Consider the following 14075-nt stretch of genomic DNA (forward strand, 5'->3'; position numbering starts at 1 on the left):
CCGTCGGTGAGAACCCGATGGGCTTCGGCGCGGGTTCTCCACAACGGGGCAGCGGCAACAGGGCCGCCGGCTTCGGCTATGCGAAGCGCACAGGAGCGCAGACGGGGGACGTCCCGGCCCGATGGGCCGAGCATCCCCCGTCAGTCCTATCAGGAACCAGGACCGGAACTCAGAACCTGTCGCGGACGTGGCGTTCCCGGCCGTACAACGAAACCACGGCAAGAATGATGATTCCGAAAATGATGCGGCTCTGCGCCTCGGAGAGTCCGTTGCTCACGATGATCGTGGACAAAAGGGTGAGGGTGAGTGCGCCGAGCAACGTCCGCGTGTAGCTGCCGCGAATCGAGCCGAAGATCGAGCCGCCGACGAGAACCGCGGCCAGGCCAGAGAACAGATAGGGTTCCCCAATGGTTTGCGACCAGCCCGAGCCGTAAGAGGCAATCAAGATGCCGGCGACGCCGGCCAGGGCGCCTGAGGCCGCAAAGACCAGGGTCCACACGGCGGAGGTGCGGATCCTTGTCAGCCGGGCGGCCCGGAAATTGACTCCCGTCGCATGGAAGCGACGTCCGGCCGCGGTGCGGTTGAGGAAAAGCCACATGGCCGCCCCGGAGAGCAGCACGATCAGGATGATTGGGGGGAACGGCATGCCGAAGGTGGTTCCCCGCAAACTTGCCAGGGAACGGAGCGCCTGCGGCGGGGCGGAGGAATAGTCGCCGTCGGCGAGGAAGAGCGTTGCGCCCGTGAGGGCAGCGCCGGTGCCCAGCGTGACGACCAGTGGCTGGACCGCGAAGCGGTGGCAGATCCAGCCGATCAGGGCACCGATGCCGCCGCAGACCAGGACGGTGATCAGCACGGCGACAACCGCCGGGACCGCGAGCTTGCCCGCGACGTTCGCAGCCATGAAGGCGCCGAAGAGGATGTAACCCGGCACCGCCAGGTCCAGTCCTCCCAGTATCACCACGAGCGTCTGGCCCATGGCTGCCAGGGCCAGCAAGGACGTAATGACCAGTATCGAGGTGACGGACCTGGGGTTTGCGATGGCCGGTATGGTGACCACCAGCCAGGCCGCCAGGGCCAGGACGACGAGGACCTGCAACGCCGGTACCTCGAAGACCCGGGCCCTGAACCTGGTCCAGGCCATTTGCCGGGCGGTTGGTGCGTGGGGTGTTTCCGCGGGGGACAGGGTGTCACTGGTCATGATGCGTTCCTCTTCAAACGGGGGGCCAGCAGCGTCGCGCCCAGCACGACGCCGACGACGAGGACGGCGCCGTAGGCGAATTGGATGAGGCTGGGGGCCACGCCCGAGGCGGTGAGCAATTGCTGCAGGAGATAAATGGAGACCGCTCCGAAGAGTGCGCCCAACAGGCCGCCGCGACCGCCGGCCAGGCTGGTTCCGCCCAGGACTGCGGCGGCGAGCCCCAGCAGTGCATAGGTGGAGGCGAGCGAAGACTGCGATGACTGCACGAGTGCGGTCAACGCAATTCCGGCGATCCCGGCAAACAGGCCGCCGAGGGTGTAGGCCAGGATCCGGATTGCCTTGATGTTCACCCCGGAACCGTAGGCGGAGACATCGCTCTCGCCGGTGGCCAGGAGGTTGCTGACAAAGGCCGTGCGGCGCAGCGCGAACCAGATCAGCCCGGCGACGCCGATCGTGATGAGGGCACCAGGGACGATGCCGATGCCCCCGGCAAAGACCTCTGTCCAGTTGTCAGGGGCGGCCACCGGGTTCTGAGCGATGGTCAGCGACAGGCCAACGAGCAGGAACAGCATCCCGGTGGTCGCGACCACCGGGTGCAGGCGGACGACGGCGACCAGGATTCCGTTCAGGGCTCCGATCCCGGCGGCCACCGCCAGGATGATGGGTGCCGCGAGGTGCCAGTTGCCCAGCCCGGCGGGAATGAGGATTGCGACGAACAGGCAGTTGATGAACGTGGCCAGTGGGCCGACCGAAATGTCGATGCCACCCGCGAGGATCGAGGGCGTGGAGGCGAATCCCACCAGCACGAACGGCGCCAGGGTGGCCAGGGTGCCGGGGAGGCGCGCGGGGGAGAGGAAGGACGGTGAGACGATCAGGTTCAGCACCAGCAGCACCAGTGCGAGAAGCAAGGCAAAGGCGAAAGGCCAGCGCTGGAACAAAGTCAGGACGCGGTTCATGTGTGCACCTCTGATTTCTGGCCGAAGTATGCGGCGACGATGGACTCGGTGGAGAGCTCGAAATGGGGGATCTGGGCAAACACGGATTGGTCGCGGAAGACTAGGACGCGGTCAGCGAGGTCGACAAGCTCGTCGACCTCGCTGGAGAGGATCACGACGCTCATGCCTTCGCCGCTGAGCCGGTGCAGGATTGCGTAGATCTCCCGTTTGGTCCCGATGTCGACCCCTCTGGTGGGGTCATTGAGCAACAGGACTTTGGGGTCGGTGGCAAGCCAGCGCGCCAGCAGCACCTTCTGCTGGTTACCGCCGGACAGGGTGGAGATGGCTTCGTGCGCGGCGCCGAAGCGCAGGGACAGGGAGCGGGCGAAGGCATCGAACCGGCGGGCACTGCTGCGGGTGTCCAGCAAGCCGCCGCGGCGGTCCTTGGCCAGGGTCGGCAGCGCGAAGTTTTCGCGGATCGACATGGACTCGAACAGCGACTCGCCGCGTCGTTCGCGCGGCAGGTAGGCGACCGCCAGGGCATCCCCGTTGCGCTCGGTAAGCTCCGCGGCGCCCTCGGGGAGGAGGCGGACGACGCTGCCGGGCCCACCGGCCACACCGGCCAGGCGCTTGATGAACTGGTCCTGTCCGTGGCCCTCGAGCCCCGCGAGGCCCACAATCTCGCCGGCGCGCAGCTCGAAGTCGATGGGTGCCGAGGCCGGCGCAAGGCGGACGGCCGCTCCCTGAAGGATGGTGTCCCCGGCATCATGCGGTTGCCGCCGGGTCTCGGCGTGGCCGGAGTTTCCGGTCATGTCCGCGATCAGCCGGTTGATGGACAGATCCGACCTCTCCACGGTGGAGACGCTGCGCCCGGACCGCAGGACGGTGACCCGGTCCGAGATCTCCGCGACCTCGTCCATGCGGTGCGAGATGAACAGGATGGCGGTCCCCTCGGCTGCGAGCCGGCGCATCTCGACGAAGAGCCGATCGCGGGAGCTGACATCCAGGGAGGCTGTCGACTCGTCGAGGATGAGAACCTTGGGCTTGCGCACGAGTGCGCGGGCAATGCAGAGGGCCTGCCGCTCGGAGAGCGAGAGCTGCCCGGCCGGAAGATCCAGCGGGATCGCGCCGGCAATGCGCGTCAGGACGTCCTGCGCGATTGATCGCTGCTCGGCGCGGCCCAGCCGGCGACGAAACGTTCCGTGGGACCCGAGCCAGACATTCTCGAGGACCGATTGGCTCCCCGCGGTGAGGACTTCCTGGAACACCGTCGCAATCCCCAGGTCCATGGCCGCTCGGGGCGATCTGCTGGTTACGGGGACGCCGTCCAATGTGACGGTGCCGGAATCCGGGCGGTGGACGCCTCCCATGATCTTGACGAGGGTACTCTTCCCGGACCCGTTTTCGCCCAGGAGCGTGTGGATCTCGCCCGGCCGGAGGCGGAGGTCGCCGTCGATGAGGGCGCGGGTGGCACCGAAGCGCTTGCTCACCCCGGTGAGCACCAGTCCGGATGGTTGGTTGTTCACGGCGGATCTCCTTTGAATGGCCGATAAATGTGTCGCAGGTCATATTCGAAACTAGACGAATCGTACCGCATGCATTTACTCTGTTGCCATACGATACGAATCGTTCATTTAGCAGGGAGATTAATCAATGAAGAAGACCTCTTTCCCCCGTTTTACGACTGTTGGCGCCGCGATTCTGGGGGCCGGCACCCTCGTTCTGACGGGCTGTTCGGCGTCGGCGCCAGCGGCCCCGGGCTCCGCCGGAGGGGCCACACCCGGGCCGGCGTCGTCGGCGGCCGCCGGGACCTGCGGGTCGCTGCCGACGGGTACGGCGAACGATCCGAATGGCCTGCTGGCCGGTGTACCCAAGGAGATCGCCGCGGGCTACAACCTCTACCCCTACGAGATCCGGAAGTCGGCATGGGCCGACTACAAGTCGAAGAAGACTGACGGTTTCACGGCCGGGATTGTGGGCATGCCACCTGCCAGCCCGTTCATAGCCTCCATGTCGGAGGCGATCCGCTCGAGCCTCAAGGCCAATGGTGTCAAGATCGTCGGCGACTTCGCCCCGGACGACCCGTCGAACGTGCCCCTGCAGCTCCAGCAGTTCAACGAAGCTCTCTCGCTCAAGCCGGACGTGATCATCTACACCGCCATCGCACCGGAGCCTTCCGTGGACCTGGCCAAGGCAGCCCATGACGCTGGCATCCCGCTGGTCGCCGCCCAGATTCCGATCGATTCCGAATACGCCGTCAGCGTCACGAGGAACACCCCGCTGGCCGTCGCCCAGGTCACCGCCGGGACAGTGGGAGCACTCGGGGGCAAGGGGACCGTCCTGCGCGTCGAGGGCATCCCGGGGATCCCTGCCTCGACCTTCGCGAACCTGGGCATCGATGCTGTCCTGGATAACTGCCCGGAGGTCAAGGTCACCGGGTCGGTCACGGGCTTCTTCCAGCCGGCAAAGGCCCAGGCGGAGGTCCAGAAGTTCCTGGCGACCAACCCTGCCGGGGTTGACGCCGTTCTACAGGCCGGAACGATGGGCGTAGGCATCCGCAGCGCCTTTGAGGAATCAGGCATGGACGTGCCGCCGATCGCGGACGACGGATCGAGCCACGGCTTCTCCTCCTGGGCGCTGGCAAACCCGGACTACCCGTTCTTCGGCACCACGACCCCGTCCGTGCGCACCGGTGAGGCAGTGGTCGACGTGGCGCTGCGCATCCTGAAGGGCGAGGGCCCGAAGATCAACCAGATTGTTGAACCCTCGGTGATCGTCTCCCGGGAGAACCTTGCCAAGGTCGCGGACCGCTCGTGGGACCACAATGATCTGACCGACTTGGCTGGCGCCCCGGAGGATTACCTGCCTACCGATCGCCTCAACGAGTTCTTCGCACACCCCGGCAAATAGGGATGGTGCGATCCTTGAACACGAGAAGTGGGTCCACCGCGCGGTCTGCCGACAACGCGAGCCCCGAAAGCCTGACTCCGAGGCACTGGCTCTACTTCAGCCTGATCACGCTCGTTCTGCTCTCCGATGGTATGGACGTCACGATCGTCGCCCATGTCTTTCCGACGCTCATCAAGAGCTGGGGCGTCTCCGTCGGGGGCGGCATCGCGTTCGTGGTCGCTGTGGGTTTCCTGGCCATGGGCCTTGGTGCCGTTGTCGCCGGCGGCATGGCCGACAGGTGGGGACGCAAGACAGTGCTCATCGGCAGCGTGGTTGTCTTCGGCGGGGCCACCGCCCTGGGCGGAACATCTGGCGACTTCACGGCATTCGCCGGCTGGCGAATCCTGGCCTGCCTGGGGATGGGCGCTGCCATGGCATCAGGGAACGCCCTGCTGGCAGACCTGATTCCCGAACGGCGGCGCGCGGCATTGATCGCGACGGCCTACGCCGGAGTGGGTTTGGGGACAACGTTAGGTGCGGTTCTCGCCGGCGCCTTGATACCCACCTCGGGGTGGCGCCTGCTGCTCGTGGTGGCAGGCTTGATCCCCTTGGCAGTGATCGCTGTGCTTGCCGCCGTCGTTCCCGAATCTCCCGCGTTCCTCTTGGCCAAGCGCCGGGTGGACGGTGCAGCGTCGACGGACGGACGTGGTGCTGAAGCATTTGATCCGGGTTTGAGGGTTCGGCCGTCACTTGCGGGGTCCGCGGTGTCGGTGCGGACCGTCCTGTCCCGTCCACTGGCCCCTAAGACCCTCCTGCTGTGGCTTTTCGGCTTCTTCTCCCTGGGCACCCAATTGCTGATCGCCCAATACATGCCAACCTTGCTGCAGCTGCCCAAACCGGGGCTCGACACCGTGCAGAGCAGCACCATCGTCGGGGTCTATGGATTGGCCAGTGTCGTGGGAGGGGTGGTGCTGGGAGCCATTCTGGCCCGGTTGTCACGCTTCCTGATCATCGGGATTGTCCTCGGATTGGCTGCGGTGATGTCCATCGTGGTTTATCTGCTGCCCGATCCGGGGTTCGGTTCCCTGCTGGTCGTATTGGGGATCGCCGGATTCATTTTGCCGAGCGCCTTCGGCCCCACGCGGAGCGTCCTGGCAGCCATGGCCTACCCGGCCAGCATGCGGGGTGCGGGAATAGGCGTGGCGGAATTCGGCGGACGTTTGGGAGCGGCTGCTGGCGGTGTTGCCGGCGGCACGCTCATCGCCGCCGGAATGGGGCTCTCGGGTCTGTTCCTGGTCCTACTGTTGCCAATCGGCGTGCTTCTTGGTTCCTTGACGGGGCTTCGTGCGCAGTCACGGCGGACCCCGGTGTCTGAACAAGCGGAGGTCGGTCCAACTGGCCCCGCGCCGGCGGAAGGAACCCCCGAACGCGCGGCCGCCATGGACTGATGGCTTCCCTGGTTATGGCTGTCCGTAGCCACGCATCGTCGAGTGCCGGGACGATCGGCGCACGGGTGAGCGATGCATTGCGTCCTTCGGATCATCCCGGCGCCTGATGCCAATGCGGGAACACGCTCATCACCAGGCTCGATGCGGAACCGAATACTTTGTCCCACGGTAGACGTCGAATCGACATCCACCGTGGGACGAAGCGTGCAGTTGTTTGCACCGCGAAACATGGTTACCGGCCCGGAAGCGGGGACGCAGGGCATACGGCCTCAGAAGAACATGCGGCTGCTGCCCCGTACAACACAGGCACACGCCGGAACTTGCTGCCGGCGTGTAAAACAAAGCGAGCGGTGACACGCCGTCGAGTCGCATCGGTCAGGACCGAGCCGTTGGCCCTGAATATTCCCTGGCAATCGATACCAGACGTACCGCCCTGCTCTCCATGCAATGACAAAATGTTCGGCCCTGCAAACTTACTGGGGAGCTTTAACAATGTTTCTTGCACTTCGGCGCCATTGCGACGCCTCGAACCCTTCGTCCCCTTGCTCCTGCGAATCGCGATCAGTGCAACGCTGATTGCCCACGAACTCCAGTTCGCGCCGGCGAAGTTCGCCGCGATTGTAGAGGGCGCGTGAGGACTTCCATTCCCTCTTCTGATCGGTTCGTACGTGACGCTTCTGATGTTCGTCGGCGGGAGCTTCATCGCGTTTGGTTTCCTCACCATGCCGGTGGTAATTCCGCTAGTGGTATGCATGCTCCTCGCGATCTTCATGGTCGAAATCAATAGGGGGTTCGCGCCCGCGGAAGGCGGCGGCATGCAGGTACCTGTTGCGTTGGTCGCGGGGTTGTTCGTTCTCCTGGTGACAGGTCCGGGACCGGTTTCCATCGATCGCCTGTTTGGCTGGGGACGGCGGATTGGCGCGGGAGGCCACCCCGGATACGCAAAGGCTTGCATCGATGAGCTGACCGAGCCGTTCCAGAAACGGAACCGAGGGCCCTTCGCAGGTGGATGTTGCTTCGACCCCCACCTTTGAAGGAGCCTTTGCCCGTGGGTGGGCTTCATCGCGAACACGGGGAATGGCTCGAATGCCCGGGGGGAGGGCAGATGGCGGGCGGGAAACGCCCGTTTTGCAGCTTCCGATTTCATAGTCGGCGAGCCAGTTGTTCACGGCGGCTTCCGGTTGGTCCGCGAAGGGTCGTCTACGAAGCTGTAGCGCGCTGGTGCAGGGAATATCCCAACTATCGACGAGCGCAGCCGCTTCGACAAGCCGCCGTCGTGGCGTCAACCCTCGGTTCGGGTGCCGCGTTGTGTCCGGCACTTTCGGTCACACGCAAAGAATCCCCTTGGACCAACGAACCAGCCAGCCGGTTCAGTGGTCCAAGGGGCTTTGCAATGCCGGCACGCGGCCGGGCAAGGCTTAGGCGCTGACGCGTCCGCGCAAGAATTCAGAGTCCGGGGAATCGGTGACGGGCAGTCCCGAGGCTTCCAGGCTTGCGCGCAGCTGCTTCATGAAGCGGTCGGGAAGTCTGACTGCTGGCGGGCGCAGGGCGCCGCCGTTGAAGCCGGAGAGCCACTCCTGGTACTTCCACTGGGTGCGGTTGATGGAGCTGGTGCCCGGTGTGGAAGTGGACGATACAGCCATATTGGCGGCCCGGGCCGGCTGGACCTCCCAGTAGCGCTTCATGGCTTCCTCCCACTTGCCGGTGCGCGCCAGTTCGAAGGCCTTGGGGTAGTAGTCGCCCATCCAGTTCGTGTTCGCGGTGCCGGAGAACTGGACGTCCAAGACCGACATGAGGGGGATTATTTCCGCCTCGATGGGGCAGGAGATCACGACTTCATCGCGGAAATGGTGGTACATCTCCATGACTCCGGGGATGCCCGGGTAGCCCTGTTCGGCCTTGATGGCAACGATGCTCGGCATCGCGTCAAGGACGCGGCGCACGAAGTCAACGCTCATGCCTGCAGGGTGGATTCGCTCGAAGCCCCAGGCCGGCAGGGGGAAGAGCATGGTGGCCAGATCGGTTTCGTCGGTGAACCGCTTGGTGTAGTCGAAGACCTCGTCGTAGGAGGTCGGCCAGAACGAAGAGGGGTAGGCCAGCAGCGCTCGGTCGGCGCCGGCCTTGGTAGCCAGGTTTGCCGCGTGGATGTTCTCCTCCAGGGTGCCGAAGATGGCGTGGAAGAAGAGTGCGAAGTCCGGGCCGGCTGCTTCGCGGGCGATGGCCGTGATCCGGGCGTTCTCCTCCGGGGTGACATTGGCTTCGGCGATCAGCAGGGAACCCTTATAGCCACGTTCCTTGAGCAGGAGGATGTCGTGGCGGATCGCATTTTCGTTGATGCCAGAGAAGTCCGGGGTGAAGGATGGGTGCGTCACCGCGACGGTGCCGACGAAGTTCTCCCGGGCCCAGGAGCGGGCTTCGGATTTGGTGTAGTCCACCATGTTGTTCTCCTTTTGTCTGTGAGGGGTCTATTTGCGGCTGGTGACGATGCCGACGGGCAGGACAGTGCCGATGCCCTCGGCACGGGCGCGGTCCACGAGCATCTCGGCAACCACGATGTCCTGCAGGCCGGACCCTGTTGACTTGTAGATCCGGATCCCTTGCTCTGCGTCGATCTTGGTTTCACCGGTCAGGACGTCATTGAGGGTGACGACGAGCGAATCGACATCGACGCCATGTGCCCGGGCCGCAATCATGTCCCCGCTTCCGTGAACAACCTCGTCACGGGCGTCCACCACGACCACCGCGGCGCGGGCGATCAGCTCCGCGGGCAGTTCGCGCTGGGCGGGGGTGGTTGAACCGATCGAGACCACCGCGGCGTTCGGGCCGACCCATTCGGGCAGCAGCGTCGGGGATTCATCGCGAGAGCGTGCAGCGCACAGGATGAGATCCGCGCCTTCTGCGGCCTCCTGGGCCGAGTCGACAGCTCGTGCGGGTGCGCCGAACGCGCCGTCGAACTCGCGTGCAAAGACCTCGCGGTTGGCAGGGGTCGGACTGAACACACGGATGTCGGCGAACTCCAACAGGTGGGAAAAGGCTGTCAGGTGGGAACGCGCCTCAAAGCCGGAACCGATCACACCGACGATCAGCGGCCGCTGCGGCACGATCGTGGAGGTGCCCACCGCAGTGGTCGCGGCGGTGCGCAGGCCGGTGACGCGGTTTCCGTCAACCAGCGCCACCAAATCTGCGGTGTCCTTGTCGAAGAGTGAAATCAAGTAGCTGACGCGCAGGCCGTCCGCGAAGGACCCGGCGATTGACTTTGAGCCGAAAAGTTGGCCGCTGGGCGGTACCGAGGGCATGATCCGCAACCATTCCCGAGGTGTCTGGGCGAAGATCCGGCCCGGGGTTCCGGCCTCGTCGCCGGGGGCCTTGTAGGCGGTGCGGACGGCTTCGATCGCCCCGGCCCAGTCCGAAAGGCTGGCGACGTCGGCGTCGGTGAGAAAGAGCGGAAGGCTGTTTGGTAGCTCGCCATTGGTGCTCACGGGGGCACTCCTTGGATGTCGGGCAGCCGGTCCACAGGCTGCGGGTGTGGGTGGATTTACTAAGTAGACCCAAATAGTATCCGATACGAATCGTATCCCATATAGTCGTGACAGAGAACACGTCTCCAGGAAAGGATCCCAACCATGGCAATCGCAACCGTCAACCCAACCACCGGTTCGACCGAAATGATCATTGAGCCGCACTCGGCCGAGGAAGTCCAGGATCGCATCGCGAAAGCCGCCGAGGCGGCACGCCTGCTGCGCGGCAGTACGTTCGCCCAGCGTACGCAGTGGATGCTCGCCGCGGCGGACATCCTGGAGGACCAGGCCGAGGGCTTGGGCGAGCTAATCACCGTCGAGATGGGCAAGCCGATTGCGCAATCGATCGCCGAGGTGCACAAGTGCGTCAAAGCCATGCGTTTCTACGCCGCGCATGCCGAGGGCTTCCTGGCCGATGCCCCGCTGGCGGACCCGTCGTCGGTCGGTGCTAGCCGAGCGTGGACGCGCTACGAACCGCTGGGCACCGTCCTGGCGGTCATGCCATGGAACTACCCGCTCTGGCAGGTCATCCGCTTTGCCGCCCCGGCGCTCATGGCGGGCAACTCCGGCCTGCTCAAGCATGCATCGAACGTGCCCCAGGCGGCACTTTTCCTCGACACGCTCTTTGAGCGGGCAGGGTTCCCCCTCGGCTCCTTCCGCGCCCTGCTGATCGGCGGCTCCGAGGTGGCCGCCGTCCTGGCCGATGCGAGGGTCAAGGCGGTGACCCTGACGGGTTCCGAGCCGGCGGGGCGCTCCGTAGCCTCCATTGCAGCGGACCATGTGAAGAAGTCTGTGCTGGAACTGGGCGGGTCGGATCCGTTCATTGTCATGCCCTCGGCGGACGTCGCCGCCGCTGCCGCAAGCGCAGTGCGTGCGCGGATCAGCAACAATGGGCAGTCCTGCATTGCCGGCAAGCGCTTCATCGTGCACACCAAGGTCTATGACTCGTTCGCTGCCGAATTTGTGAAGCTGATGTCAGAGCTTTCCGTCGGGGACCCGCTGGACGCCGCGACCCAGGTGGGGCCGCTGGCCACCGCGGCCGGACGCGACGAGCTGGCCGGGCTGGTGGAGGACGCCCGAGCCCTGGGTGCCCAGGTGTTGACTGGCGGCACCATTCCCGAGGGCCCCGGCTTCTTCTATGCCCCCACGGTGCTCGCCGGGCTCAGCGAAGGGATGCGGATCATCCAGGAGGAGACCTTCGGGCCCGTCGCGTCTCTATACCGTGCGGCGGACCGCGAGGATGCCCTGCGCATCGCCAACCAGACCACCTTCGGTCTGTCCAGTGCGGTCTGGACCAACGACGCAGAGGAAGAGGAGTGGTTCACGGCCAACCTCGACGCGGGCGCGGTGTTCATCAACGGCATGACCGTCTCGTACCAGGAGCTGCCGTTCGGCGGGATCAAGCGCTCCGGGTTCGGGCGTGAGCTCGCCGCTGACGGCATCCGGGAGTTCTGCAACCTCAAGACTGTTTGGAAGGCCTGAGCGGCAGGGCTCGACGCACGCCGGGAGCCGTTAGCTCTTGTGTGGGCGAGTGATGGGTGTTACCTTTTTTACGAAACGATACGTACTGAACACAAAGGAGTGAGATGGCAAACATCGTCAATGTTGACGTGGTGGTGGTCGGGGGAGGACCCGTGGGGGTCACTGCCCTGGCGTTGCTGGGCCGCGCCGGCCTGAGCGCCGTAGGCGTCGAACGCGAGGTCCAGGCATGGCCCACCGCGCGTGCCGTGCACTTCGATGGCGAGACCTTCCGCACGCTCCAGTCGCTGGGCGTGGCCGAACGCTTTGCCGAGGCCACGTTGCCGATGGCCTCGTTCCACATCGAGAACGAGGAGCGCGAAGTCCTGGTGTCGGTGCCGACCGGTCAGCTCGGCACCCAGGGTTGGCACGATGACCTCACCTTCCACCAGCCGGACATCGAAGTCCTGCTTCAGGAGGTCGTCCATGAGCTTCCCGGTGTCGAGCTCCGCCGCGGCATGACCGTGGTCTCGGTGCGCAATGTCGGGCAGGGCGTCGAGGTCGCCGTGCGTGACGCGGACGGCGACGATTTCCTCATCCGCGCCCGCTGGGCCATCGCGGCGGACGGGGCGCGCTCGCAGAGCCGCCAGGCACTGGGCATCGAGTGCGAGCAGCTGGGCGAGGATGCGCAGTGGCTGGTCGCGGACGGGATCCTTGAAGAAGGTCCAGGCCTGTCTTCCGACATGATCTTCCTGGGCCACCACACGCGGCCCGCCCTGTGGATCCGCCTCCCCGGCCAGCGGGTGCGGATGGAGTTCATGCTGATGCCGGGGGACGATCCCGAGGAAATTGCGACTCCCGCGGGCGTGGAACGGATCAGCCATGGCGTGCTGCCGGCAGACAAGTTCGCTGCGGACCGGCTGGCGATATATACGTTCCGGGGGCGCATCGCGCATCAGTGGCGCGCCGGGAACATCTTCCTGGCCGGGGATGCCGCGCACCAGGCCCCGCCGTTGTTTGGGCAGGGCCTGTGCGCCGGAATGCGCGATGTGGCCAACCTGGTGTGGAAGCTCGATGCCGTCAAGCGCGGTGCCGCCGACGACGGCCTGCTTGACACCTACGAGAGCGAGCGTATGCCGCACGCACGGTTCTGGGTCGAGCAGGCAACCCGCGCCGCCGGCTTCATGCAAACCACGGACGCCGACATTGCCAAGCAGCGTGATGCCTTCATCCGTGCAAACCCCGCGGCATCGGCACCGGTCGCCCCCGCGCTGGGTCCAGGCCTGCACGAAGGCAGCACCGACGAACGCGCCGGCCGGCTCGGCATGCAGCCGATCCTCGCCGACGGGGTGCGCCTGGATGACATGGTGGGAAGCCGTTTCCTGGTGGCAACAACCCGCGAGCTCTATGCCGCGGTCCCCGCCCCGCTGCGGGAACAACTCGAGGAACATACCGACGTCGTGGTCCTGTTCGATCCGGCCAAGGTCGGCCAGATCCTTGCAGCCGCCGGCGCCCAGGCTGTCGTCGTGCGCCCGGACCGCTACATCCTGGGCCTCGGCGACACACCCGAGGCCCTGGAGCGCCTCATCCGCAGCATTCCGCAGGTCGGCCGCAACGTGCCGGCACGCATCTAAACCCACATCCGCGTCAAACGGACAGAACACAGGAGACCATCATGGCATTCAGCCCGATCACACACCTGAGGCACTTCGACATCGCGGTGCCCGACTATCAAAAGCAGGTTGAGTTCTACAAGAACCACTGGGGACTCACCGAAATGGAGAACGACGGCGGCGTCACCTACTTCGCCGCCGAGGGCTCCCCGGAGCAGTATTCGGTCCGCGTGCGCGAGGCCGAGGAGAAGCGCCTTGACATGGTCGCGTTCGGCGCGGCGGACAAGGCCTCCGTGGACCAGCTCGCCTCGGACCTCATTGCCAAGGGCGTGAAGCTCATTGGCGAACCCGATGACGTCAAGACCCTCGGCGGGGGATACGGCTTCCGCTTCTTCGACCTGGAGGGACGCACCATCGAGGTCTCGTCAGACGTCGAGGTGCGCAAGCACCGCAAGATCGAGGAACGCGAGGCGATCCCGGTGCGGCTCTCCCACGTGGTGCTCAACTCCCCGGAACCGGAAAAGATGCGCGCCTGGTATGAACAGCATCTGGGCTTCCGTCTCTCCGACACCCTCAACCACCCGCACATGGGCGACCTCTTCTACTTCATGCGCTGCAATGCGCAGCACCACTCCATAGCGATCTCCCGCGGCCCGCATGCCTCGCTGCAGCACGCGTCCTTCGAGCTGCGCGGCATCGACGAGTACATGCGCGGCAGCGGCAAGCTGCTGCGGTCCGGGTTCAAGAAAATCTGGGGCCCTGGCCGCCACAAGGCCGGGGACAACACCTTCACCTACTTCCACGATCCCAACGGGAACACCATGGAGTACACCACCGAGCTGGATTCGGTGGATGAGGATACATGGCATCCAAGCATCTTTGACACGCGCGACCCCGAGACCTCCGACCAATGGGGAACCGGAGGCGACATGGACGAATTTATCGCCCGCGAAATGTTCAACGACCGCGACAAGGGCCTGTTTGTCCCGCCACCGGTATAGCGGCAGCAGACAATG

11 protein-coding genes are annotated in these 14075 nt (G+C 65.3%); 6 read left to right on the plus strand and 5 right to left on the minus strand.

The genetic code is table 11. The features are described 5' to 3' along the window. Window positions 1-169: 169 nt before the first annotated feature. From J2X01_RS17925 to J2X01_RS17935, 3 genes are read right to left on the minus strand one after another with little or no spacing between them, the layout of a single operon-like run. Complete coding sequence (locus J2X01_RS17925; protein ID WP_310060563.1) at window positions 170-1198, minus strand: ABC transporter permease; 1029 nt, start codon at window positions 1196-1198, stop codon at window positions 170-172. After that, the gene (locus J2X01_RS17930) at window positions 1195-2154 is read right to left on the minus strand and encodes an ABC transporter permease (RefSeq protein WP_310060565.1); all 960 of its coding nucleotides are present in this window, start codon (window positions 2152-2154) and stop codon (window positions 1195-1197) included. The genes J2X01_RS17925 and J2X01_RS17930 overlap by 4 nt, the downstream gene beginning before the upstream one ends. Next, complete coding sequence (locus J2X01_RS17935) at window positions 2151-3659, minus strand: sugar ABC transporter ATP-binding protein (RefSeq protein ID WP_310060569.1); 1509 nt, start codon at window positions 3657-3659, stop codon at window positions 2151-2153. The genes J2X01_RS17930 and J2X01_RS17935 overlap by 4 nt, the downstream gene beginning before the upstream one ends. Before the next feature lie 127 nt (window positions 3660-3786). Between J2X01_RS17935 and J2X01_RS17940 the strand changes: the two genes are divergently transcribed. The 3 genes from J2X01_RS17940 (at window position 3787) to J2X01_RS17950 (ending at window position 7504) form a co-directional block, all read left to right on the plus strand. Beyond that, on the plus strand, window positions 3787-5043 hold the full coding sequence (locus J2X01_RS17940) for a substrate-binding domain-containing protein (protein WP_310060571.1): 1257 nt from the start codon (window positions 3787-3789) through the stop codon (window positions 5041-5043). 14 nt (window positions 5044-5057) lie between these two features. Beyond that, window positions 5058-6470: an MFS transporter gene (locus tag J2X01_RS17945; protein WP_310060573.1), complete on the plus strand. Its 1413-nt coding sequence runs from the start codon at window positions 5058-5060 to the stop codon at window positions 6468-6470. A 668-nt stretch (window positions 6471-7138) separates the two neighbouring features. After that, window positions 7139-7504 (plus strand): DoxX family protein, encoded by a 366-nt coding sequence (locus tag J2X01_RS17950; RefSeq protein ID WP_229994201.1) that lies wholly within the window; start codon window positions 7139-7141, stop codon window positions 7502-7504. A gap of 384 nt (window positions 7505-7888) precedes the next feature. On the opposite strand, the gene J2X01_RS17955 is transcribed toward J2X01_RS17950, so the two are convergent. Together J2X01_RS17955 and J2X01_RS17960 are read right to left on the minus strand one after the other, a co-directional pair. Further along, entirely contained in the window at window positions 7889-8908 is a 1020-nt protein-coding gene (locus J2X01_RS17955; RefSeq protein WP_229994200.1) for a dihydrodipicolinate synthase family protein, read from the minus strand. A 27-nt stretch (window positions 8909-8935) separates the two neighbouring features. After that, window positions 8936-9949, minus strand: coding sequence for an ornithine cyclodeaminase family protein (locus J2X01_RS17960; protein WP_310060580.1), 1014 nt, complete (start codon window positions 9947-9949; stop codon window positions 8936-8938). Between the two features lie 144 nt (window positions 9950-10093). Between J2X01_RS17960 and J2X01_RS17965 the strand changes: the two genes are divergently transcribed. The 3 genes from J2X01_RS17965 to J2X01_RS17975 all read left to right on the plus strand — a co-directional run bounded on the left by J2X01_RS17965 (window position 10094) and on the right by J2X01_RS17975 (window position 14060). Then, window positions 10094-11470 (plus strand): aldehyde dehydrogenase family protein, encoded by a 1377-nt coding sequence (locus tag J2X01_RS17965; protein ID WP_310060582.1) that lies wholly within the window; start codon window positions 10094-10096, stop codon window positions 11468-11470. 104 nt (window positions 11471-11574) lie between these two features. Beyond that, a complete protein-coding gene (locus J2X01_RS17970) occupies window positions 11575-13080 on the plus strand; it encodes a bifunctional 3-(3-hydroxy-phenyl)propionate/3-hydroxycinnamic acid hydroxylase (RefSeq protein WP_310060585.1) in 1506 nt (501 codons plus the stop codon). A 41-nt stretch (window positions 13081-13121) separates the two neighbouring features. Then, window positions 13122-14060 (plus strand): VOC family protein, encoded by a 939-nt coding sequence (locus J2X01_RS17975; RefSeq protein ID WP_229994196.1) that lies wholly within the window; start codon window positions 13122-13124, stop codon window positions 14058-14060. Window positions 14061-14075 lie beyond the last annotated feature (15 nt).

This window comes from Arthrobacter ginsengisoli, assembly GCF_031456935.1.
Classification (GTDB): Bacteria; Actinomycetota; Actinomycetes; order Actinomycetales; family Micrococcaceae; genus Arthrobacter; species Arthrobacter ginsengisoli.

Excerpts from the sequence above, each read along its gene's own strand:
- J2X01_RS17965 (WP_310060582.1), top strand. The coding sequence starts at position 10,094 with ATGGCAATCGCAACCGTCAACCCAACCACCGGTTCGACCGAAATGATC.
- J2X01_RS17955 (WP_229994200.1), bottom strand. The coding sequence starts at position 8,908 with ATGGTGGACTACACCAAATCCGAAGCCCGCTCCTGGGCCCGGGAGAAC.
- J2X01_RS17975 (WP_229994196.1), top strand. The coding sequence starts at position 13,122 with ATGGCATTCAGCCCGATCACACACCTGAGGCACTTCGACATCGCGGTG.
- J2X01_RS17930 (WP_310060565.1), bottom strand. The coding sequence starts at position 2,154 with ATGAACCGCGTCCTGACTTTGTTCCAGCGCTGGCCTTTCGCCTTTGCC.
- J2X01_RS17940 (WP_310060571.1), top strand. The coding sequence starts at position 3,787 with ATGAAGAAGACCTCTTTCCCCCGTTTTACGACTGTTGGCGCCGCGATT.
- J2X01_RS17925 (WP_310060563.1), bottom strand. The coding sequence starts at position 1,198 with ATGACCAGTGACACCCTGTCCCCCGCGGAAACACCCCACGCACCAACC.
- J2X01_RS17970 (WP_310060585.1), top strand. The coding sequence starts at position 11,575 with ATGGCAAACATCGTCAATGTTGACGTGGTGGTGGTCGGGGGAGGACCC.